At 47.7% G+C, this 21,077-nt stretch carries 21 protein-coding genes and 1 tRNA gene; 16 read left to right on the top strand and 6 right to left on the bottom strand.

Annotation, left to right across the window (positions count from 1 at the left end):
- Positions 1-111 precede the first annotated feature (111 nt).
- The 11 genes from AC14M5_RS10180 to AC14M5_RS10130 all read left to right on the top strand — a co-directional run bounded on the left by AC14M5_RS10180 (position 112) and on the right by AC14M5_RS10130 (position 10,163).
- A complete protein-coding gene (locus tag AC14M5_RS10180) occupies positions 112-714 on the top strand; it encodes an NfeD family protein (RefSeq protein ID WP_484029550.1) in 603 nt (200 codons plus the stop codon).
- Between the two features lie 15 nt (positions 715-729).
- Complete coding sequence (locus tag AC14M5_RS10175) at positions 730-1,629, top strand: SPFH domain-containing protein (protein ID WP_484029549.1); 900 nt, start codon at positions 730-732, stop codon at positions 1,627-1,629.
- Between the two features lie 51 nt (positions 1,630-1,680).
- Entirely contained in the window at positions 1,681-2,112 is a 432-nt protein-coding gene (locus tag AC14M5_RS10170; RefSeq protein WP_484029548.1) for a GNAT family N-acetyltransferase, read from the top strand.
- Positions 2,112-3,110: an acyltransferase family protein gene (locus tag AC14M5_RS10165; protein ID WP_484029564.1), complete on the top strand. Its 999-nt coding sequence runs from the start codon at positions 2,112-2,114 to the stop codon at positions 3,108-3,110. The genes AC14M5_RS10170 and AC14M5_RS10165 overlap by 1 nt, the downstream gene beginning before the upstream one ends.
- A 55-nt stretch (positions 3,111-3,165) precedes the next feature.
- On the top strand, positions 3,166-4,302 hold the full coding sequence (locus AC14M5_RS10160; protein WP_484029547.1) for a ribonuclease D: 1,137 nt from the start codon (positions 3,166-3,168) through the stop codon (positions 4,300-4,302).
- Complete coding sequence (locus AC14M5_RS10155; RefSeq protein WP_484029546.1) at positions 4,292-5,686, top strand: MBL fold metallo-hydrolase RNA specificity domain-containing protein; 1,395 nt, start codon at positions 4,292-4,294, stop codon at positions 5,684-5,686. The genes AC14M5_RS10160 and AC14M5_RS10155 overlap by 11 nt, the downstream gene beginning before the upstream one ends.
- A gap of 66 nt (positions 5,687-5,752) precedes the next feature.
- Positions 5,753-5,842, top strand: a tRNA-Ser gene (locus tag AC14M5_RS10150).
- Positions 5,843-5,904: 62 nt separating this feature from the next.
- Positions 5,905-7,161 carry a metallopeptidase domain-containing protein gene (locus tag AC14M5_RS10145; RefSeq protein WP_484029545.1) on the top strand — a complete coding sequence of 419 codons (1,257 nt, stop codon included), beginning with the start codon at positions 5,905-5,907 and terminating at the stop codon, positions 7,159-7,161.
- Between the two features lie 73 nt (positions 7,162-7,234).
- Positions 7,235-8,086 carry a nitrilase-related carbon-nitrogen hydrolase gene (locus AC14M5_RS10140; RefSeq protein ID WP_484029544.1) on the top strand — a complete coding sequence of 284 codons (852 nt, stop codon included), beginning with the start codon at positions 7,235-7,237 and terminating at the stop codon, positions 8,084-8,086.
- Positions 8,079-8,906: an NAD+ synthase gene (locus AC14M5_RS10135; RefSeq protein ID WP_484029543.1), complete on the top strand. Its 828-nt coding sequence runs from the start codon at positions 8,079-8,081 to the stop codon at positions 8,904-8,906. The genes AC14M5_RS10140 and AC14M5_RS10135 overlap by 8 nt, the downstream gene beginning before the upstream one ends.
- Before the next feature lie 15 nt (positions 8,907-8,921).
- A complete protein-coding gene (locus AC14M5_RS10130; RefSeq protein ID WP_484029542.1) occupies positions 8,922-10,163 on the top strand; it encodes an MFS transporter in 1,242 nt (413 codons plus the stop codon).
- 41 nt (positions 10,164-10,204) lie between these two features.
- Here the strand turns inward: AC14M5_RS10130 and AC14M5_RS10125 are convergent, their stop codons facing one another.
- The 3 genes from AC14M5_RS10125 to AC14M5_RS10115 are packed head-to-tail and all read right to left on the bottom strand — an operon-like array spanning position 10,205 to position 12,209.
- Positions 10,205-11,068, bottom strand: a complete 864-nt coding sequence (locus tag AC14M5_RS10125; RefSeq protein WP_484029541.1) for a lysophospholipid acyltransferase family protein — start codon at positions 11,066-11,068, stop codon at positions 10,205-10,207.
- A complete protein-coding gene (locus AC14M5_RS10120; RefSeq protein ID WP_484029540.1) occupies positions 11,065-11,370 on the bottom strand; it encodes an ATP-dependent Clp protease adaptor ClpS in 306 nt (101 codons plus the stop codon). Before AC14M5_RS10120 ends, AC14M5_RS10125 begins: the two co-directional genes overlap by 4 nt.
- Complete coding sequence (locus AC14M5_RS10115) at positions 11,367-12,209, bottom strand: aldo/keto reductase (protein ID WP_484029539.1); 843 nt, start codon at positions 12,207-12,209, stop codon at positions 11,367-11,369. The genes AC14M5_RS10120 and AC14M5_RS10115 overlap by 4 nt, the downstream gene beginning before the upstream one ends.
- 106 nt (positions 12,210-12,315) lie before the next feature.
- Between AC14M5_RS10115 and AC14M5_RS10110 the strand changes: the two genes are divergently transcribed.
- From AC14M5_RS10110 to AC14M5_RS10090, 5 genes are all read left to right on the top strand, one after another.
- Positions 12,316-13,635: an efflux RND transporter periplasmic adaptor subunit gene (locus AC14M5_RS10110; protein WP_484029538.1), complete on the top strand. Its 1,320-nt coding sequence runs from the start codon at positions 12,316-12,318 to the stop codon at positions 13,633-13,635.
- A 39-nt stretch (positions 13,636-13,674) separates the two neighbouring features.
- Positions 13,675-14,355 (top strand): ABC transporter ATP-binding protein, encoded by a 681-nt coding sequence (locus AC14M5_RS10105; protein WP_484029537.1) that lies wholly within the window; start codon positions 13,675-13,677, stop codon positions 14,353-14,355.
- 51 nt (positions 14,356-14,406) lie between these two features.
- A complete protein-coding gene (locus AC14M5_RS10100; RefSeq protein WP_484029536.1) occupies positions 14,407-15,645 on the top strand; it encodes an ABC transporter permease in 1,239 nt (412 codons plus the stop codon).
- Between the two features lie 123 nt (positions 15,646-15,768).
- Positions 15,769-16,434 (top strand): response regulator transcription factor, encoded by a 666-nt coding sequence (locus AC14M5_RS10095; RefSeq protein ID WP_484029535.1) that lies wholly within the window; start codon positions 15,769-15,771, stop codon positions 16,432-16,434.
- A gap of 1 nt (position 16,435) precedes the next feature.
- A complete protein-coding gene (locus tag AC14M5_RS10090; RefSeq protein ID WP_484029534.1) occupies positions 16,436-17,785 on the top strand; it encodes a sensor histidine kinase in 1,350 nt (449 codons plus the stop codon).
- A gap of 140 nt (positions 17,786-17,925) precedes the next feature.
- Here AC14M5_RS10090 and AC14M5_RS10085 read toward each other — a convergent pair whose 3' ends face one another.
- The 3 genes from AC14M5_RS10085 to AC14M5_RS10075 all read right to left on the bottom strand — a co-directional run bounded on the left by AC14M5_RS10085 (position 17,926) and on the right by AC14M5_RS10075 (position 21,072).
- Entirely contained in the window at positions 17,926-19,503 is a 1,578-nt protein-coding gene (locus tag AC14M5_RS10085; RefSeq protein WP_484029533.1) for an LA2681 family HEPN domain-containing protein, read from the bottom strand.
- 128 nt (positions 19,504-19,631) lie between these two features.
- Positions 19,632-20,192 carry a 2-oxoacid:acceptor oxidoreductase family protein gene (locus tag AC14M5_RS10080; protein ID WP_484029532.1) on the bottom strand — a complete coding sequence of 187 codons (561 nt, stop codon included), beginning with the start codon at positions 20,190-20,192 and terminating at the stop codon, positions 19,632-19,634.
- A gap of 100 nt (positions 20,193-20,292) precedes the next feature.
- Entirely contained in the window at positions 20,293-21,072 is a 780-nt protein-coding gene (locus AC14M5_RS10075; RefSeq protein ID WP_484029531.1) for a thiamine pyrophosphate-dependent enzyme, read from the bottom strand.
- Between the last annotated feature and the right edge of the window lie 5 nt (positions 21,073-21,077).

Here is a 21,077-nt window from a genome sequence, read left to right as displayed (position 1 = left end):
CCGCCCGTTCCCATTAAGCGACTTTTGATGACATTCAAACGTATAATGGATTAAGTTCACCGCTCGTGCGGCACTATGAAATTTCTTGTTGTATAATGAAGTGGAGGCACAATGGGCTTTTTACTCGAACCAAACATTGCTTATCTGATCTTGCTCGGTGGCATTTTACTTGGTTTGATGGCACTGGTAAGCCCGGGGACAGGTCTGTTTGAATTGGGCGCGTTCTTCTGCCTGGCACTGGCGGGATATGCAGTTTACAACCTGGAGTTCAATTGGTGGGCGCTTGTTCTCCTCGTCCTCAGTATCATACCCTTCGTATATGCCATTCAAAAACCCAAACGTGAATTATTCCTGGGCCTGTCCATTTTGCTGTTAGTGATAGGCTCTGTTTTTCTATTTGCCGTAGAGGGATGGAAACCAGCGGTCAACCCGATCCTGGCGTTGGTTGCTTCAAGTTCGATGGCGGCGTTTCTGTGGATAGCGGTTCGTAAGACGATACAAGCTGTGGGCGCGCCACTATCCCATAACCTTGAAGCCCTGGTCGGTTTGACCGGTGAAGCGCGTACCAAAGTTCACGATGAAGGAAGTGTATATGTAGCTGGTGAGTTGTGGTCGGCAAAAAGCTTGAATAACAAGCCTATTTCTGCCGGTAGCCCAATTCGAGTGGTGAACCGCGAGGGATTTATCCTCGTTGTAGAAAAAATCAATTCATAACGGAAGGAGAAGTTTATGGAAACATTTGGTTTTGTTACTTGTTTGGTAGGCGCTATTCTTGTCATTGGTTTTATTTTCCTGGCCAATGCCATTCGAATTGTTCCTGAGTATCAACGTCTGGTCGTGTTTCGACTTGGTCGTTCAGTGGGGGCAAAGGGCCCTGGGATCGTTCTGCTCATCCCCGTGATTGATCGTGCGGTAAAAGTTGATTTGCGCGAGCAAGTACGTGAAATTCCGCATCAGACTTCGATCACAAAAGACAACGCCCCGATCTCAATTGACTTCCTGTGGTACTACAAGGTTCTTGACCCCACCGAGTCGGTATTGCAGGTAGGAAACTTTGAATCCGCTGCGGCTGGTATTGCGGCAACCACTTTACGTGCCGTCATCGGCGGTATTCCACTGGACGATGTTCTTTCAGAACGCGAGCACATCAATAACATGCTTCGCACCCGTCTCGATGAAGTGACTGAACGTTGGGGTGTTAAAGTAACCAACGTTGAAATCCGTGAGATCATCCCGCCGCGCGAAGTGCAGGACGCGATGAACCGTCAGATGTCTGCTGAGCGTATCCGCCGTGCCTTGGTGACCGAATCCATGGGTGACCAGCAAGCCGCGATCAATCGCGCCGAAGGTACCAAGCAGGCAGCGATTCTTTCGGCGCAGGGTGAGCGCGAGTCCAACATCTTGCGTGCAGAGGGTGATAAGCAGGCGCAGGCATTGCGTGCAGAAGGTTTTGCCGTTGCTTTGGAAGCCATCTTTAACGCCGCCAAGACCATTGACCAGAAAACGATGACCCTCCAATATTTTGAGACGCTCAAGTCAATCGGCACAAGCCCATCCACCAAGTTCATCTTCCCGATGGAATTCACCAGCATGTTGGATAACTTCCTCGGCAAAGATACCAAGAAGTAAGATGTAAACTGTAATACAATAAGGCCTCCTGCTTAGGAGGCCTTATTTTTTATGGAAATTGTAAAAGCGTCCATCCTTGATTTGAACACGCTTCGCAAACTAGAGAACGAAAGCTTTGGAAAGGATGCCTGGCCTTTGTTTGACTTGATCGCGGTGCTGACTTTCTCAAATGTGGTTCGACTAAAAGCAGTGGAGGATAATCAAATGGTGGGCTTCATTGCGGGAGATCCGCGTCCGCATGACGGGTGGGGCTGGATCGCCACCATTGCAGTTGATCCACGCTATCAGCGGCGCGGAATTGGAAGCACCTTGTTGCATGCTTGTGAAAGCAAACTCGGTGTGCCCAAAGCACGATTAACTGTGCGGCTGTCCAACCATGCTGCCATCTCCATGTATGAGAAGGAAGGATATGTCTCCGTTGACATTTGGAAGGGATACTACAATGACGGGGAAGATGCCATGGTGATGGAGAAGGAATTGTGATGGAGAAAAAGCAAAGACTTCAGGAATTTGAAGCGTTGAGAGGGTCGTCCATCCTTTTGCTTTTTGTGCTGCATAGCGAAGTATTAGACATAAAGGTTTTCGGGGTTGAGCTGGGTCCCTCGGGAGCATTTGTTGCATCGCTTTTGCTCGGGTCATTTTTCTTTTTGGCAGGCTATTTTACCGATGTGACACTTCAAAAACCCGACAGTAATGTGCTTGGCTTCCTAAGGTCGAAATTTATTCGGATTTTTCCTCCATACTGGCTGGGCCTCGCGTTGTTTATTCTTGTGCTGGGGTACTCGTTGAATCGTTTTTCCTTTGCAGTTTATGTTTTGAACTTGCAAGCCATTTTTTCTCCCAATTATGTGAAACAAGTGCTGACCCTGTGGTACATCAGTATGCTGGTGGTGTATTACATTTTTTTTATCGTATTGCTGCTGCGGGCCAAATCGAATAGGATGCTGCTGATCTGGGCAGGCATTGTTTTTGCAGTTGCATACGTTGCACACCTGATGTACGGCCTGTTTGACTCGCGCTTTTTTCAATATTATTTTATTTTTCTCGCCGGGGTTTACTTTTCCCGCTTTGAAGAATTTCGGAACTGGATGTTTGACACTAACTTTCTATATAAAGTCATCGCTGCTATTTTAGGGATATGGATCTTTTGGTTGGCACAGTCTGCTGGATATGAAATAGTCAACGGTTGGTATCTTCTGACCGCCGATATCTTCATACTGGGCTGGGTGTGGATGTTGCTGGCGATTTTTCGCACGCGACTGGGTGGGGGGCGAATTTGGGCGTTTCTTTCCACTGCATCCTTTTTTGCATATTTGATCCATCGCCCTGTTTGGCACATCCTTACATCGGCCCTTGGTCTAGGCCCAGGGCAGGTACTTGTATTAACGAACCTTATTCCCGGTTCCATCATCGTACTGATCATGAGCTATTTTCTTCAGCGCGGATATGACCGCCTGCTCTCCCTATTTCGCTTGAAATGAGTAAGTAATGTACATAAATTTTTGTCGGCTTGTATCGGGTTTATAATCAACTCATATGTCTGAAACTCTGCACCCTCCTGTTTGGGTAAACACAACAAAATCATTAAAACAAATGGTGGAAGACCTTGCCTCACAAACCCGTGTGGCAGTGGATACAGAATCCAATAGTTTGCATGCTTTCCGTGAACAAGTTTGTCTATTGCAATTTTCATCGGCCAAAACAGATTACCTGCTTGATCCCCTCGCGCTTAAGGATTTAAGTGCGCTTGGCCCCATTTTTGCGAACCCTAAAATTGAAAAGGTTTTCCATGCCGCAGAGTACGACCTGATCTGCCTGAGGCGTGATTTTGGATTCACCTTTGCCAACCTGTTCGATACGATGCAGGCTGCACGGGTCTTGGGTTACCCGGCGGTGGGATTGGACCGACTGCTAGGCGATAAATTCAAAATTCAAATGGATAAGCGGCATCAAAAGGCAAATTGGGCGACGCGTCCATTATCGCCGGAACAGATCCATTACGCGCGCCTTGATACACATTATCTTTTTGACTTGCGTGATGCCCTGGAGCAGGAATTGCGTGAAAAGGAACGCTTGCAGTTTGCGCTGGAGGATTTTAGGCGCGCCTGTTTGACGGAAGAACAAAAACAAAAGTTGAATGGGGAATCATGGGAGCGTTTTTCAGGACGAAAAGATCTTTCAGTGCGCGAATTGACTATTATTTCCCACTTATGTAAATGGCGTGATAAGGAAGCGGAAAAACTGAATCGCCCTCCTTACAAGGTTGTGATGGACGATGTGTTTGTTGCCCTGGTAAAGAACCTGCCTGAACAGAAAGTGGATCTTTCCGCGGCTGGTCTGAGCGAGAAACAGATAAAGCTTTGGGGTGATAATCTTTTAGCTGCGATCAGGCGCGGGATGGAATCTCCACTGGTTGAACGGAAGCAGATTGAACGTAAGAACGATGCGGTTCTTCGTCGCCTCGAGAAATTAAAAGCCTGGAGAAAAAATGTCGGGTTGGAGATGAAGGTCGAATCCGATATCATCCTGCCGAAACCTTATTTGGCGACGCTGTCCGAAAACCCGCCAAAGGATTTGAAAGAGTTGAGCGAAATAATGAAGGACACTCCTTCGCGGGTTGAGAAATTTGGCGCACAAATCTTAAAGGTGCTAGGAGTGAAACATGCGGATTAATTTTCACGGCGCGGCGCATACAGTAACGGGAAGCCAGCATTTGATCGAGGTCAACGGATCGAAATTGCTTTTGGATTGTGGGTTGTATCAAGGCCGGCGTGTAGATACTTACGCGCGTAATTTGAATTTTCACTATGCACCGCGTGATGTGAATGCAGTCATCCTTTCCCATGCGCACATTGACCATGCTGGTAATTTGCCGAACCTGGTCAGGCAGGGTTATGAGGGGAATATATTTGCAACACATGCCACTGAAGATCTGACAAGTTTGATGTTACGTGACTCGGGGCGCATTCAAGAATCGGATGCTGAGTTTGTGAACAAGAAACGAGCGAAGCGCGGCGAGGATCCAATTGATCCGCTGTATACCGAGCAGGATGCGGAAGAAGTTGCGGGCATGTTCAAAGGCGTGGATTATGTTGAGGCGTTTGAGCCCATCCCTGGTGTGATTGCGCGTTTTTACGAAGCGGGACATATCATCGGCTCGGCGGGCGTGTCACTTGAAATTGAGGAGAAGGGTAAAAAAATCCACTTGTGGTTTTCGGGAGATATTGGAAGATATCAACTGCCTCTGCTGCGTGACCCTGTTTTGCCCACCGAAGCGGATTATATGATCATGGAAAGCACGTACGGGGATAAATCACATAGTAACCCTGAGTTGGCCTTTTCAGAATTTCGCAACGTTGTAAAACTGACAATTGAACGCGACGGCAAACTGATCGTTCCTGCTTTTGCAGTTGGGCGCACCCAGGAATTAGTCTACTACTTAAATCTAATGATGAGCAGCGGCGAAGTGCCAAGTGTGCCAGTGTACGTGGATAGTCCGCTGGCGGTGAATGCCACTGTTGTATTCAAGCGACACCTTGACTGCTTTGATGAAGAGACGCGCAAGTTTGTCGCGGAATCAAAACACCCCGCTTTAGACTTCAAGATGTTAACTTATGTAAGGTCGGTGGAAGAATCGAAGGCGCTGAATGAGCGCAAGGAGCCGATGATAATTATCTCCGCATCGGGCATGGCCGAAACGGGCCGCATTGTACATCACATCCGCAATAATATCGAGAATCCTAAAAACACGATTTGTATTGTTTCATGGCAGGCGCCCAATACATTGGGGCGCAGGCTGGCCGACCGCGAGCCGCAAGTGAATATTTTTGGCGAAGTTTATAAACGCAAATGTGATGTTGCCACCATCGGCGGTCTTTCCGGCCATGCGGGGCAGGATCTTTTGGTCAAATACGCGGCGGGGGTCAAAGATACGGTGAAACAAATCTTCCTGGTGCATGGTGAAGAAAAACAGGCCATGAACTTAAAGTGGCTGCTGAACGAACAAAAAATGGATCAGGTACATTACCCTGATCTACATGATGGTGTGGATTTGTAAAACTAATCCGCAGATTTCAAGATTGTGTAGATTTTTTTCGGTTATAATTTTGCCCGCTTCAATATTGGGGAGGTGCCAGAGTGGTTGAATGGGATAGTCTCGAAAACTATTGTGGGCTCCGGTCCACCGAGGGTTCGAATCCCTCCCTCCCCGCCAATAGACTCTTGAGAATTACTTCTTGAGAGTCTTTTGCTTTGAAAATTTGATTGGAGGTAAGTATGAATATGAAATCTCACTTTTCCCTTGTCTTTGTGATGTGGATGATTGCCCTGCTCTTTTCTGCATGTGGGGGAAGCGCACCGACTCCCACGCCTCAACCTGTTTCTGATACTACTCAGGCCGCCACACTTGAGCCGACAGCCATGGCCTTCCCAACAGCTACAGTCGTTCCAACAGCTACGCCGGATTCGATTTCTGCTTGTAAACTCCGTTCATACTCTTTTACAAACGTTGGTTTTGGACTGCCTAATCCCTCCTATAAACTGCCTACTGTTGGCACTGTCAAAACAATTGTGCTGTTTGCGGATTTTTCTGATGTACCTGCTTCGGAACAGCCTGAAGAAATATTTTCCATCATTTCCCCGAATGCTGAAAAATTCTTCAATGATATGTCCTATGGAACCATGAACTGGGTGCTTGAACCTCACTTTGTGTGGCTGCGACTGAGCCAACCATCCGCGCACTATGGGGAGGGAATCCGTTCCTCCGAGGGACATCTTGAATTCATTCAAGAGGCTGTTCAGCTTGCTGATGCGGATATTGACTTTTCCAGCGCTGACTCAGTTGTCGTCATGGTCCCACCTGAGGCAACCGCAATTGGATATGGTCCTGCATTTGGCGCGAACGAAGGCGCAGGTTACGCGGCCGATGGAAAGATTTTTTCCAATGGAGTGACATCAGGGGCTGATCTAAATGGCTGGGGATTCCTCTGGTTGAACCATGAGACGGGCCATACCATGGGACTTCCGGACTTATACGCTTATCAATACGACCCTGCGAATTACGATGACCAGCATCGTTTTGCTGGTGGCTTTGGACTCATGGGATATATCGACGGGAACGCGCCTGAGTTCTTTGCCTTTGAGCGCTGGCAATTGGGCTGGCTGGAGGATCAGCAGATCACCTGCCAATTGGTTGGTGAACAAACTACAACCCTCTCTGCGATTGAAACAGTTGGCGGCACCAAGGCCATAATGATTCCGATCAGCGATACAAAAATTGTTGTTGTAGAATCACGACGGGCGTTTGGCTACGACACTGGTATCGTCAAAGAAGGAGCACTTGTTTACACAGTGGATACTGCAATTTATTCAGGCGAAGGCACGCTGGTTGTTTATCCAATTCTTGAAAACGATCCTTATCGCAATCAATCTCCGCTTGCAGTGGGCGAATCCGTGACCGTGGAAAATGTGACTATCACCGTGCTCGAAGCCACTACTGAAGGCGATACTATTGAAGTGACTGTAGCACAATAGTATCTTGGTGGGAATATTTGAGACCTCCGAAATTTATCACTTCGGAGGTCTTCTTTATGGTAAGATTCTTTCAATGAAACTAAACCTCGCCCTTGCACAGATCAACACCAAACTTGGGGACGTGGAAGCAAACCTCGCCAAACATTTGGATTACATCAAGCAAGCCAGGGCCGAAAAAACAGATTTACTCGTATTCCCCGAACTCTCATTAACAGGATATGTTTTACAGGACTTGGTCGCTTCCGCTGCGCATAAGCCGACGGAGGATGACCCAATCTTCAAACATTTACTTAAAGCGTCTCACGATCTGGACCTGGTAGTTGGGTTCGTCGACGAAGACTCCCGCCACCGCTTTTACATTGCATCTGCCTATCTCTCTGGCGGAAAACTTGTGCACGTTCATCACAAAGTGTATTTGCCGACCTATGGCCTCTTTGATGAAGGACGTTTCTTTGCATGGGGTGACAAAGTCCGTGCATTTGATACGCGCTTCGGACGTGTGGGGATGCTAATCTGTGAAGATTTCTGGCATGCCTCGCCGCCTTATTTACTCTGGCTGGATGGCGCGGATATCATGCTCTTCTCCTCGGCCTCGCCCGGGCGTGGGTTGAACGATAAAGAAAAACTTGAATCTGCGCGCTGGGTGGAACGTGTCACCAAAGCCTATGCCAGTATGTTCACATCTTTTGTGACACATGCCAACCGAGTCGGCTACGAGGATGGCCTTCACTTCTGGGGTGGGGCAACGGTCTTTGACCCAAATGGTGAAGAACTTGCGCACGGCCCTTACAACGAAGAATCGATCACATACGCTCAACTGGATTTGAATCAATTACGCCGCACACGTGCGCGTTTACCGTTATTACGCGATGAAAGAACCGCTCTTGTGCAAAAAGAATTGACCAGGATATTAAATCGTGATTGAGTTCACCCTCTCCATCAACACTGACCTGGCCCGCAATATTCTTACAGGCTTTATCAAAAGCGAAATAACCCGCGTGGGGTTTGCGCGCGCAATCATAAACCTCTCAGGTGGGCTTGACTCCGCGCTGTCCTGCGCTCTTGCAGTGGAAGCCCTCGGCCCTGAAAATGTGATCGCCTTAAGATTGCCCTATCGCACCTCCTCGCCCGATTCGCTGGAACACGCCCAATTGTTGATAGACCAGTTCAAAATCCAGAGTGAGACGATTGACATTACCGAGATGGTCGATCCTTTGATCCAGCGCGATCCGAATATATCCAAAGTTCGGAAAGGCAACATCATGGCTCGCTCGCGTATGATCGCCCTGTATGATCAATCGGAAGTGTTCAAGGCACTACCGATTGGCACGAGCAACAAATCTGAAATTCTGCTTGGCTACAGCACCCAATGGGGAGATGCCGCAGCCGCAATCAACCCAATTGGCGATCTGTACAAAACGCAGGTGCGGCAACTTTCGCAGGCAATGAAAATCCCGCAACCCATAATTGACAAGGCTCCATCCGCCGATCTTTGGGAAGGCCAGACTGACGAAGGCGAACTTGGCTTTACTTATGCACAAGTGGATCAACTGCTTTATCTGCTCGTGGATCAGCGTTACATGCTTGAGGATTGCGTGGAAGCGGGCTTTGATAAAAAATTTGTAGAAACAGTTGTTGCACGTATTCGACGCAATCAATTCAAACGAATGCAGCCGCCGATTGCAAAAGTAAGCAATCGCACGGTTGGCTATGACTTCTTATATCTTCGAGATTGGGGCACTTGATCCTCGGTAACTGAAATGCATATTCCACCATCCCTCAAATATAAAAAATTCTTCTACCTTTGGCTCGGACAACTCATTTCGATCACAGGAACCCAGATGCAACTCTGGGCTTTATTTTGGCATATCAATCAACTGAACGATAATCCCATCGCGCTGGGCGGTATCGGCGTGGCACGCATTTTGCCTGTCATTATCTTTTCTTTGATCGGCGGTGCGCTGGCCGATTCAATAGATAGACGCAAAGTGTTGTTCGTGACTCAAAGCATGGCCGCGCTTCTTGCTCTGACCCTGGCCCTGCTCACCCAATTTGGGCACGTCACCATCTGGCACATTTACTTCATCACCGCCATGCAGGCTATTGCTGTAGCATTTGACGGCCCCTCACGCCAGGCATTGGTTCCCAATTTGCTCCCGAAAAAAGATTTACCTAATGCCTTCAGTATGACCTTCACTTCGTTCCAAATTGGCTCAGTGCTCGGCCCAGCCTTGAGCGGAGTTGTGATCGCCGTTGCAGGTCAAGCCGCTGTATATTACTTCAATGCTATCTCGTTTGTTGCCGTACTGCTGGCTTTGTTCATGATCGGAAAGGTTCCTCAAGCCTTTGCAGAAAAGTCTGCGGGTGTGAGCATGGAATCCATTCGGGAGGGATTCAAATTTATTCTCGGCAAACCCATCATCTTTTCAACCATGATGCTGGATTTTGTCGCGACCTTCTTTGCTTCCGCAAACACGTTGATGCCAATCATTGCAACCAGTATTTTAAAAGTGGGGGTGGTTGAATATGGTTACCTCTCTGCTGCGCCAGCAGTGGGGGCCGTGCTTGCGGCTTTGGTCATTTCACAGATAAAAGAACTCCGCAAACAAGGCCCGTTATTTTTAGGCGCGGTGATCGTGTTTGGATTGGCAACTGTCCTGTTCGGCGCAACCAAGTCATTCATCATTGCATGGCTGGCGATTGCAACCACAGGCGCAGCGGACGGAGTCAGCACCATCATCCGCAATACCATCCGTCAGTTGCAAACCCCCGATCATATCCGCGGACGGATGACCAGCATCAATCAAATTTTCTTTCAGGGTGGGCCTCAGCTTGGTGAAATTGAAGCGGGCACAGTTGCACAATTATTCGGCGCTCCTTTTGCCATCATCAGCGGAGGGATTGGCTGCATCCTCGGGACTTTCTTCATCATCTGGAAATGGCCCCACTTAATGAAATACAACGGTGACGAGCCCATGCTCGCAGGTGCAACAGCGGATTGATCCATTTGTTGTAGGGGCGGGGTTACCCCGCCCCTACAACATTATTCAGGCGGGTTTTCGATCAGATACTTCATCTCTGCCAGTACAGCCTCGTGAATCACACTCGTATCGTTCGTCCCCAAATCTTTTACATAAATAGGCCTGCCGATCTGCACTGTCACAGTCACAGGTTTTTCATTGAAAAGAATCATGCCAAGCAATTGCAGGGCGGTTGCCAATTTTTCTCTTTCTTCTTTCGTCTTTTTCGTTTTCAACAACCAATGCCTCGCATACTTTTCCGCCACTACATTTCTTACTAACACTGGCAATATCGCCGCATTCGGAGCCATGCGGACAAAGACACCCACGCTGTCTGTCCAACTTTTTAGCGATTCAACTGCCCCCTGGTAAACATCGGGGTCGGGTTCAATGTGACCAGCGGGGAATGTCAATATTGCGCCGCCAGATTTCAGGTGTGAACTGACCTGGCGCACCAGCGTCATTCGCTTTGCGGAGTCATCTTGCACATAAAACAATTGCTTGGTTGTATGTTGCAGGGCATTTAAGAAGGGGCGGTCAAGCGCAATAATGTGCAAGTCCTTGCGGTTCAGAGCCGCGAAGAGCGCAACGGTATCGACCATGCCTGGGTGGTTGGATAATGCCAGAAACGCTGAATCAGGAATTCGGTCCGCGCCAAAGATGCGGATGTCTTTTACATATCTTAGTAGCAGGTTGCTTCCCCCTTTAGCGAGCCCATGTGTGCCGACAACTTCATCATATTCCAAAACGTGACTCGCAAAGGTTTGTGCGGGTTTAAGAAAAAGCATTCGCAGCAAACGCGCCAGAAGTGGGTGATTCTGCCAGCCGAAAGATTCAACCAGGTCATCCAGGTTGATCTGCGTTAGAACCTCAAAGTTTGATGTCATTCGGATTCCATTGAAAAATGCAGAGGATAATCTTCGGCTTGCGCAGCGAAATGCGCATTATCAATTCTTCTTTCAGCTTCAGATTTTGGAAGCGTTTGCACATAGGCATTGCCATTGATATGCGCGGTGAGCATGATCTCCGCCGCCCTGTCATTGGAGAGGAAAAAGATTACCTTAAGAACTTCCACCACAAAATCCATCGGCGTTATATTGTCATTATGGATGATGACGCGATAGAGCGGCTCGAGTTCGGTTTCAACTTCTTCGATGATCTCGATTTCGGGAACAATTTGAAAATTCATTTTGAATTCGTCAGTTGATCGATTTCGTTTTGAGTCAATTCAATATCCGCTGCTTCAAAATTTTCCCTGATGTGCTTCGGGTTCGCAGACATGGGGATGGTGATGACTCGAGGCTGTGAAATTACCCATGCCAGTGCAATTTGAAAACCAGTGACTCCATGTGCTTTGGCGATAGCTTCAAGCGTTTTGTTCGACCGCAGCCTGCCTTGATCCAATGGTTCATAGGCCGTGAGCAGAATGTCGTTTTGCTGGCAATATTCCAACACCCCATTCTTGACATAAGAACGGTCGGATAAGCTATACGGAACTTGATTCGTAATGATGGGTGTTTCGGAAAGCGACTGCGATTCTTTGAGCAGCTTCAAATTGAAATTGCTCAAACCAAGATGTTTTATTTTCCCATCCTGTACAAGTTTGTTCAATGCGCCAAACGTATCTTCGAGCTTCATGCCTGCCGCAGGCCAGTGGATGAGATACAGGTCGATGTATTCCATTTGCAGGCGGTGCAGACTATTTTCACAGGAATGCAGCACCTGGTCATATTGAAGATGAGACGGCGTGACTTTGGTGGTAATGAACAACGCCTCTCTTTTAACCTGTGAGCTGCGGATGGCTTTCCCAAGTAGTTCCTCCGCGTGGCCGTCCGCATACATCTCGGCAGTGTCGAAGTGAGTATAGCCAACCTCCAAAGCAGTGTGGAGAGCGACCATCGAAACAGAATCAGTTGACGGGTTGGGGGATGAGCCGCCGCCGATCTTCCAGGTGCCGAATCCAATTTTTGGGAGAGTCAGGCCGCGCACTGAGCTTGCCGAAGTGTTGGGAATAGTTTCGTATTTCATAGTTCTATTTTAACCCCACAAACATCCATAATCATCCTTTTGCTCTGCACAAATTCTGCACATTTGCCCAGTATCTTAGGGGAAACTACGAACAAGGAGATTTGAAATGGATGCAGTTTTAAACTTATGGAAAAACAAGAAAGTCCGAAATTGGGGAATTGCGACAATTGTTTTGGTCGTCATTCTATTATTAGCATGGGGCTTTTCTACAGCCAATGCAAGTGATGTGGCAGCGGCTGCCGAAGCGACTGTCGTTTCGCTGGATGTGGCAGAGACCATTGAAGCCTCTGGCTCGCTCGAGGCCCAACCCTTTGCCAGCTTGAATTGGAAGACCAGCGGCGTGGTGGAAGCCGTGTATGTGAAACCTGGGGATTTTGTAAAGGCTGGCGATATCTTATTGACTTTGGAACCTGCCAGCACATCCGCCAGCATCGTTTCGGCTCAAGCGGACCTGGTAAATGCGCAAAAAAAACTGGATGATCTTCTCAACTCTGGGACTGACCTTGCGCAGGCGGCGATTGATTTGAAGGATGCACAGGAAGACTATGATGATGCGGTCTATTACCTGCGCTATTTGCAAACCGATAACAAAGTTCCACAGACAACGTACAAAGCCAAACTTGTCCAATCAGGGAATGGATGGAAGTACGATTACACAACTGAGAACTTCAAAGGCCCCGCTCCCAAAGATTGGATCATTGAAGCGGAGAATGACCTTGCGCTGAAAAAGGCTGAACTCGAAGATAAGCAACGTGAGTACGACCGCCTTCTCGCTGGAGAGACATCATCGGATGTGATCGCCGCGCAGGCCGAAGTGGATGCCGCGCAGGCGACCGTCAACTCATTGAGCATTATTGCTCCGTTTGATGGCGAGGTTCTGTCAGTGGATGGTCGTGTGGGGGATCTGGTGGATACGGGTGAGCTCTCGGTCAATCTCGCGGATATGGACCACCTCTACGTGGAGATGCAGGTGGATGAATCAGATGTCGCCACTATCAAATTGGGTAATCAGGCTGAGGTTACGTTGGACGCGGTGCCCGGAGTCACACTTACAGGTCAGGTGACGGTGATCAATCCTGTTGGCGAAGTTGTCTCTGGTTTGGTGAAATACACAGTGCGCATTGACCTGGATAAAGTGGATGATGATATCTTCCTGCCTTTGGGTACGACGGTCAATGTTGTCATTCAAATAAAAGATGCTTCCGCGGTATTGGCTGTGCCGATCACGGCCATTCAAAACGACAGCAGCGGTGAATATGTCTGGGTGATCCAAGGTGATGGTTCTACTAAGCGGGTTGATATTATCAGCGGATCGATCGTGGATAGCCTCGTTGCTGTCAGCGGCGACCTGAAAGTAGGTGACCGTGTGCAGTTGTTGCAGAATAACAGCATAAATATGCCCGGGCCTTTTGGCGGAGGGAATTAAGAAATGATACAGACTGCGAATCTGACAAAGGTATATCAAATGGGTGATAGTGAAGTGCGCGCCCTGGATGGCGCAAGCTTCACTATTAATAAAGGGGAGATGGTTGCGATCATGGGGCCATCGGGTTCGGGGAAGAGCACGTTGATGTCGATCATTGGCTGCCTGGATGTGCCGAGCAGCGGATCGTATATGCTGGATGACGTTGCAGTTGAGAACATGGACGAGGCGAAGCTTGCAGAAATTCGCGGACAAAAGATCGGTTTTGTATTCCAGCAGTTCAACCTGCTGGCGCGCACGAGTGCATTGGAAAATGTGATGCTGCCGTTGACCTATGCGGGTGCATCGGGCAAGGAAAGACAGGACCGGGCAATGAAAGCATTGGATCGCGTAGGTTTATCAGATCGCACACACCATGCGCCCAATGAGCTCTCAGGCGGAGAGCAACAACGTGTGGCAATTGCGCGCGCGCTGGTGAATCAGCCAGCCATCCTGCTCGCGGATGAGCCGACGGGTGCACTCGATAGCAAAACGGGTGTTGAGATCATGGACTTGTTTCAGGGACTGCACCGGGAGAACGGTCAGACCGTGATCATCGTTACCCATGATTCTTATGTTGCGCGGCATACAAATAGAATTATTAAACTCTCTGATGGACATATTGTGTCGGATGAAGTGAATAAGAATCTAATCAAGGCGGGCACGCCGCGAGTGGAAGAGTAAGGACACAGCGGCGCTGTGTCCCTGCCAATAAGATTGCAAGAGGAGTTTCAAATGTTATTTTCAGAAAATTTCAAGATTGCTTTACGTGCCTTGCGCGCCAATAAAATGCGGTCTATTCTTACGATATTGGGGATTGTCATTGGTGTGGCGACAGTGGTTGCATTATTGGCAATTGGCAAAGGTGCCACGGCAAGTATTACAGACCAGATACAAAGCGGTGGCTCTAATTTGTTGACCGTTTCGCCTGGGCGATCACAATCTGGTTTTCCTGGGGCAGGCCAATCTCAGCAGGCGAGCTACCTTTATTATTCCGATTATCAATTGCTTGAACGCGGTCTGACCCAAAACATTTCAGCCATAGTGGCTGTGTATCAATCCTCTTATCTCATAAAATTTGGGGATGAAAGCTTCAACGCCAATGTTTCAGGAGTCATGGAAGGCCATGACGATGTACGTTCGTTTACCATGGCTGATGGAAGATTTATCACCGATGGCGATAACAAATCGCAATCCCTGGTGGTTGTTTTAGGTGAACAGGTCGCGGAAGATTTGTTCGGGAGTCTTTCCCCCGTTGGAAAGACGATTTCCATCAATGGAATTAAATTCGAGGTGGTTGGCGTGCTGGAAGAAAAAGGTTCATCCATTGCATCACCCGACGATGCAGTCTTTATTCCCATTGAAACGGGCTATAACAAGTTGTTTGGTGAGACTGCCAACCGCGATGGAAAAAAGACAGTCAATAGCATACTTGTTTCTGTGACATCCACCGAAGCCATGGATACAGTTGCGGCGCAAATTGAATTTATGGTCCGCCGTTCACATGAATTGAAAACAACCGACCAATTGGATTTCAACGTCCTGAGTCAATCTGACACCTTGGACACCTTGAGTTCGGTGACTGACACATTAACCATTTTTCTCGGAGCCATTGCTGGAATATCCTTGCTCGTTGGTGGAATTGGCATTATGAACATCATGCTGGTCTCGGTGACTGAGCGGACAAAGGAGATCGGTTTGCGAAAAGCAGTTGGCGCAACCAAGAATCAGATCCTCACTCAATTCCTGATTGAGACCATGACGCTCAGCCTGCTGGGCGGAGTCGTCGGGATTTTATTAGGTGTTGGGATCGCAAGTGTATTCTCTGTATCTGGATTAATTCCATCGGTCATCACAGCCGACTCGATCTTCATGGCATTCACTTTTGCTCTTGCCATTGGTGTATTCTTCGGATTATATCCCGCCTACCGTGCAGCCATTTTGCATCCAATGGTTGCATTGCGGTATGAGTAAAAACTCGCAGACCTGACATGTCTCATCCATGGTATTGTTTCCCAGAACGATTGAGTAGGCATAAGTTGTCATCGATCAGCTCCTCGCGGAGACATGTCAGGTCTTGTAACTTATAATATTCCCATGCCCAAGAAAATCCTCATCGTAGATGATGAACCCCAGATCGTGGAAATCTGCCGCGATTATCTCAAGGCGGCAGGCTATGAAACCGTCACTGCCAGTAATGGTGCGCAGGGGTTATCTCTTGCGCGTCGTGAAAAGCCAGACCTGATCGTGCTGGACCTGATGATGCCTGAAATGGACGGGCTCGATGTCTGCCGTACCATTCGCCATGAAAGCAATGTGCCGATCATCATGCTCACTGCTCGCGTTGAAGAAACAGACAAACTCATTGGCCTTGAACTTGGCGCGGATGATTACATTACCAAGCCGTTTAGTCCGCGTGAGTTGGTGGCGCGTATCCGCGTTGTTTTACGTCGTGTCACCAACATAGCAGATAGTGACATTATCCGTGTTGGTGATGTGGAGTTGGATCGCGCGCACTACGAAGCCCGCCTTCCTGATAAAACCATTTCCCTGACCTCCACTGAATTTGAACTGCTTGCCACATTGATGAGTCAGCCAGGCCGCATCTTCTCGCGTGCCCAACTATTGACTGCCACGCATGGTGTTACATTTGAAAGCTTGGAACGCGCCATCGATTCACACATCCGCAACTTGCGCCGAAAGCTTGAGCCAGCCGAATTGATCGTCACTGTGCATGGCGTGGGCTATAAATTTGAGGGTTAACATGAAGTCATCCGTCCGCGAAATCCGCACCCGTTTATTGCTTTTATTGGCGAGAGCTTTTGTGATCGTTTTGTTCCTGTCATTATTTTTCTTTCTTGCCATTCTTAGTTATTTTCTTACATCGCCGTCCTCCGCTTCTCCCGCGCCGTTTTCAGGGGCACTTCAAGGATATTACATCGGCCATGGAAATTGGGATGGGGTGGAAGCCGCTTTTGAAACGAACAGCAACTTAAAATCCTTGCATACGATTTTGCTTGATAAAGACCAGCGCGTCATACTGGACCGTAGGCCTGATCCTCTTTTGGCAGTTGGTTCCAGCTATGAGATTCAGCCCAAAGACATCAGCCTCCCATTGATCGTGCAGGGTGAAACTGTTGGCATGCTCATTATTACTTCGCTTTCGTGGAGAACCCGCCTGGAGTTTGCGCGCGCGATCCTTCTCCCTATTGGTGTTATTTCCTTTATCCTGGCTATGTTCCTTGTGGTTGTTTCTATATTGCTGGTTCGTCGCTTTGTGAACCCGCTTGCCGACGTGGTCTATGCGGCGCGTGCCGTTGCAGATGGAAAGTTTAACACGCGTATTTCAAGCGAGGGCCCACAGGATTTGCGAAGCCTCTCGGAAAGTTTCAACGAAATGGCCTCCTCTCTTGAGCGCAATGACCACGAACGCCGTGACTTGCTGGCGGATGTCGCCCACGAGCTGCGGACTCCACTCTCGGTCATCCGTGGCCGCCTAGAAGGCATCGTGGATGGAATCTACACAGCGGATGGAGGCCAGGTATCCCTCGCCCTCGAACAAACCTATCTGCTCGAACGCCTCGTGGATGACCTGCGCCTGTTGACTCTTGCCGAGGCGCGTCAACTTCACTTTGAGAAAAAATCTGTTGACCTTGCCAAACTCGCACAGCATACAATTGACATGTTCTCCGCCGAGGCACAGGAAAAAAATATTTCACTTGTCCTTGAAGATGGGAGCGGTAATTACAACGCAGAGCTTGACCCGCAGCGCATGGAACAGGTTGTTGGAAATTTGATCGGTAATTCCCTGCGCTATATTCCCGATGGTAGCAAGGTGTGGCTCACGCTCGAAGAGACTCACGATGAAGTAAAAATCTTCGTTAATGACAATGGCCCCGGTGTGGCGGAGGATGAATTGCCATTTCTTTTTGACCGCTTCTGGCGCAAAGAAAAATCCCGCACACGCACTTCAGGCGGCACGGGCTTGGGTCTCGCGATTGCAAAGCAACTTGTCGAAGCACAAGGCGGCACGATTGAGGCGAGGAACTTACCTGAGGGAGGTTTGCAAGTTTTAATTCAGATCAGGAACAAAACGCAAACTCAAAGTAAGTAAGGCGGATTGCAGACCTCCATTTGCTTGTCAACCTTGCAAGCAGAGTCAACTCACTAATTACGATCCTAAGTTCTATGAGAGTAAGTGAAATTTCTTGCATATCTCATTTTAAGATAGAACATAGAAATTCTCATAACTATCTAAATCAATGATTCATCAGGTCCAAGATCTGTTGGCTTGTGATTCCATACTGCTGAATCAAAAGGTGGATGCCTGTTGTTGATCATTCTTTTTCTCTCTTCTTGTTCAATAAAAGCCACTAAATATATTACGGATGCACGTATAATTTGCATTAGAACGATAGTGTGATCTAGAAATTCTTTATAACCCAAGTGGTATTGTTTGTTGTCAGATGTTATATGCCATTCACCATCTTTGAAGGTGTGAGGAACTAGATATTTATGAGTTAATGTATCCCGTATATCCTTTAGATGACGTAAATAGCCGTCTTTAGATAAATCACGTGCAATGTCGTATAACCCATAAAGATGAATGTTGTCACGCTGGGTTATTTCTTGACGTAGTGAAAAGTCTTTTGGTTGTTTTTTCCAGATGTTGAAAAAACTAATAGCCTGCTCAGATAAGCCTAGGTTTAGATAACTGTTAATAAAGAACGCAATCTTGTCTAATATGTTATAGGCAGATTCGAAAGCCAGCTTTAATTTAGCTGGGCGCATACCGTAAATTGAATAATCTAAAAGGTCGCTATATGGGGTTAGTTTATCGTAGAAATTAGTTCGATAAGGAGAGTGAATAGCTTCAAATGCTAACAAACGGGCAATAGCGTATTGCTCTTTCACTTCATTGATTGTCCTAGCCAATCGATGAAAGACCTCGTTATTATTAATGGGAGTGGTAATGCTGAATTTTATATTATCCTCGTAAGGGTGACTACAATCACGGCCCTTAAGACAGAAATTCAAAAACAAACCATGTTCAATGCAGAAATCAGTGAAAACTTTATGGTGTTTCGTTCTAATTTGGGGAACTTTATGTTTTATGCGAAGTGGCTTTTTGATTTTCTTCAGTTGGTTATTGATTTTCTCTTTGGATTTTGTGAACTCAGAACGTACATGGCCATAGCCAGCATTTTCAAGATGTTTACGAGTCAACGCCTGATTGAGCGACTTCAACGCATCTTCAAGTAGCCTTGTGTCCGAAGAAATGTAGGCAAATTTTTCTAGTTCTATGCCTAAATTGCCCAATGCCATTGGGTGTTTAGAATTAAACTGCAGTGCAATATTGTATTGTGTTATAGCTTCAACCGAGCGGCCTAATTCTGCGAGAGTATTTGCATAATTCACATTCAATTCAGCTTTCCATGAATTATTCATGTAACTTGAACTCAGTAATGCCTCACGATAACATTGTTTGGCTTGAACCATCGTGGTGTTTGCAGGATTATATATATGACCAGTCCCACGTTTTGCTGCCTCAAGTGCGTAATAACCATTTCCTAAGTTGTACCATTTAATATGACTTAGATCACCGCCGTTCTTTTTGCGTTTTTGCTCAATATTATCTACCCCACGTTGAATTACAGAAATATCTCGTAAGGCTGATCCTATATCTATAAGGAATCCTCCAAGATTTTCCTGGAGATTTTCATCAGCTGCATAATCTTTTTCATACTGCGAAAGAATTCTCAATGCCTCATGAGGGTCCCCGTAAGACAGATTGTTCAATTTGCTGAGTTGTGCTTCCGACAATAGTTTCATTTTTTACACACCCTATTTAATAGAAGAATTTTTTTTTAATATTACTACATATTGCCTTATTTACATCAAAATACAACCCCAGCTCATAAGAAATGGGGTTGTATTTTATGACCTTCTGCTTTCCACTCCTACACAGGTATTTTGTCCCGTTCCTTTTGTGCGTGTTCAAATCCACGTTTTAGTGCCTCATAATTCTTTGGCAGTAAGTGTTTGTGCCTCGCTGGTAAATGACCTTCCAGCGCCTTCTCCACATCCTTCAGTGAAACTTCGGGCAAGGCAGTGAGCAGTGCGCCGACGGCCACCATGTTCATCAATTTCTTGTCACCAATTTCCTCGGCGATCTCGTTACAGGGAATCATGATGACGTTGATGTCATTTCTTTGCGCGGCACGATCCACCATGGATTTGTTCACGATCAAGGTGCCGCCAGGGGCAAGCACTTCTTCGTATTTATCAAACGAGGGTAAATTCAGCGCAATTACCAACGGCGGATTTTTCACCAATGGTGAACCAATCTCATGGTCAGCGATGACCACTGTACAGTTTGCTGTACCGCCACGCATTTCAGGCCCATAGGATGGGATCCACGTCACATCTTTGCCGGTATCCATTGCCGCATAAGCCAGCACCTGCCCGCCAAACAAAACGCCCTGTCCGCCAAAACCTGAGATGATGATTTCTTTTTGCATAGTATTCTCCATGTCATTGCGAGGAGGGTGCTCTTCCCGACGAAGCAATCTCCAATTGAGTAGGGGATTGCTTCGGGCAAAGAACGCCCTCGCAATGACATTACACTTTTACTTGTTTGATCGCTTCACTGATCTTGTAATCACCCAACGGATATGCGGGCACCATATGCTCTTCAACGAACTTCAATGAGTTCACTGGTGTCATGCCCCAATTGGTGGGGCAGGTGGAAAGCAATTCAACCATCGAGAAGCCAAGTCCGCGCACCTGTGTTTCAAACGCCATGCGGATCGCCTTCTTGGCTAGGCGGATATTCTTGGGGTCATGTAGTGAGCGCCGCACGCAATAACCAACTCCCTCCAAAGTGGAGAGCATTTCTGAAACTTTGATCGGATAGCCTTGTGTCTCCACATCACGGCCATTCGGGGAGGAGGTTGTCTTCATGCCGGGCAGGGTGGTCGGAGCCATCTGCCCGCCTGTCATACCGTAGTTGGCGTTGTTGATGAAGATCACGGTCAGGTTTTCACCACGAGCGGCGGCGTGCACGATTTCTCCCATGCCAATTGAAGCCAGGTCACCATCACCTTGATAAGTGAATACGATGCGGTCAGGCAGCACACGTTTGATTCCTGTCGCCATCGCGGGTGCGCGTCCGTGTGGGGCTTCTACAAAATCTGTATCAAAATAATTGTAAGCAAACACCGCACATCCCACCGGCGCAACGCCGATGGTTTTGTCGATGATATTCATTTCCTCAAGCACTTCCGCAACCAAACGATGCGCCACGCCATGTGTACAACCCGGGCAATAATGCGTAGGCGTTTCTGTAAAAGCATCGGGTCTATCGTAAACAAGATTATTTATCGAAGGTGTTGTCATCATTCCTC

The organism is Candidatus Villigracilis sp., assembly GCF_057083605.1.
This window is presented reverse-complemented; position numbering and strand designations above follow the sequence as displayed.

Excerpts from the sequence above, each read along its gene's own strand:
- AC14M5_RS10140 (WP_484029544.1), top strand. The coding sequence starts at position 7,235 with ATGAAACTAAACCTCGCCCTTGCACAGATCAACACCAAACTTGGGGAC.
- AC14M5_RS10165 (WP_484029564.1), top strand. The coding sequence starts at position 2,112 with ATGGAGAAAAAGCAAAGACTTCAGGAATTTGAAGCGTTGAGAGGGTCG.
- AC14M5_RS10075 (WP_484029531.1), bottom strand. The coding sequence starts at position 21,072 with ATGATGACAACACCTTCGATAAATAATCTTGTTTACGATAGACCCGAT.
- AC14M5_RS10130 (WP_484029542.1), top strand. The coding sequence starts at position 8,922 with ATGCATATTCCACCATCCCTCAAATATAAAAAATTCTTCTACCTTTGG.
- AC14M5_RS10080 (WP_484029532.1), bottom strand. The coding sequence starts at position 20,192 with ATGCAAAAAGAAATCATCATCTCAGGTTTTGGCGGACAGGGCGTTTTG.
- AC14M5_RS10115 (WP_484029539.1), bottom strand. The coding sequence starts at position 12,209 with ATGAAATACGAAACTATTCCCAACACTTCGGCAAGCTCAGTGCGCGGC.
- AC14M5_RS10125 (WP_484029541.1), bottom strand. The coding sequence starts at position 11,068 with ATGACATCAAACTTTGAGGTTCTAACGCAGATCAACCTGGATGACCTG.
- AC14M5_RS10145 (WP_484029545.1), top strand. The coding sequence starts at position 5,905 with ATGAATATGAAATCTCACTTTTCCCTTGTCTTTGTGATGTGGATGATT.
- AC14M5_RS10085 (WP_484029533.1), bottom strand. The coding sequence starts at position 19,503 with ATGAAACTATTGTCGGAAGCACAACTCAGCAAATTGAACAATCTGTCT.
- AC14M5_RS10110 (WP_484029538.1), top strand. The coding sequence starts at position 12,316 with ATGGATGCAGTTTTAAACTTATGGAAAAACAAGAAAGTCCGAAATTGG.
- AC14M5_RS10090 (WP_484029534.1), top strand. The coding sequence starts at position 16,436 with ATGAAGTCATCCGTCCGCGAAATCCGCACCCGTTTATTGCTTTTATTG.
- AC14M5_RS10170 (WP_484029548.1), top strand. The coding sequence starts at position 1,681 with ATGGAAATTGTAAAAGCGTCCATCCTTGATTTGAACACGCTTCGCAAA.
- AC14M5_RS10105 (WP_484029537.1), top strand. The coding sequence starts at position 13,675 with ATGGGTGATAGTGAAGTGCGCGCCCTGGATGGCGCAAGCTTCACTATT.
- AC14M5_RS10120 (WP_484029540.1), bottom strand. The coding sequence starts at position 11,370 with ATGAATTTTCAAATTGTTCCCGAAATCGAGATCATCGAAGAAGTTGAA.
- AC14M5_RS10175 (WP_484029549.1), top strand. The coding sequence starts at position 730 with ATGGAAACATTTGGTTTTGTTACTTGTTTGGTAGGCGCTATTCTTGTC.
- AC14M5_RS10100 (WP_484029536.1), top strand. The coding sequence starts at position 14,407 with ATGTTATTTTCAGAAAATTTCAAGATTGCTTTACGTGCCTTGCGCGCC.
- AC14M5_RS10155 (WP_484029546.1), top strand. The coding sequence starts at position 4,292 with ATGCGGATTAATTTTCACGGCGCGGCGCATACAGTAACGGGAAGCCAG.
- AC14M5_RS10160 (WP_484029547.1), top strand. The coding sequence starts at position 3,166 with ATGTCTGAAACTCTGCACCCTCCTGTTTGGGTAAACACAACAAAATCA.
- AC14M5_RS10095 (WP_484029535.1), top strand. The coding sequence starts at position 15,769 with ATGCCCAAGAAAATCCTCATCGTAGATGATGAACCCCAGATCGTGGAA.
- AC14M5_RS10180 (WP_484029550.1), top strand. The coding sequence starts at position 112 with ATGGGCTTTTTACTCGAACCAAACATTGCTTATCTGATCTTGCTCGGT.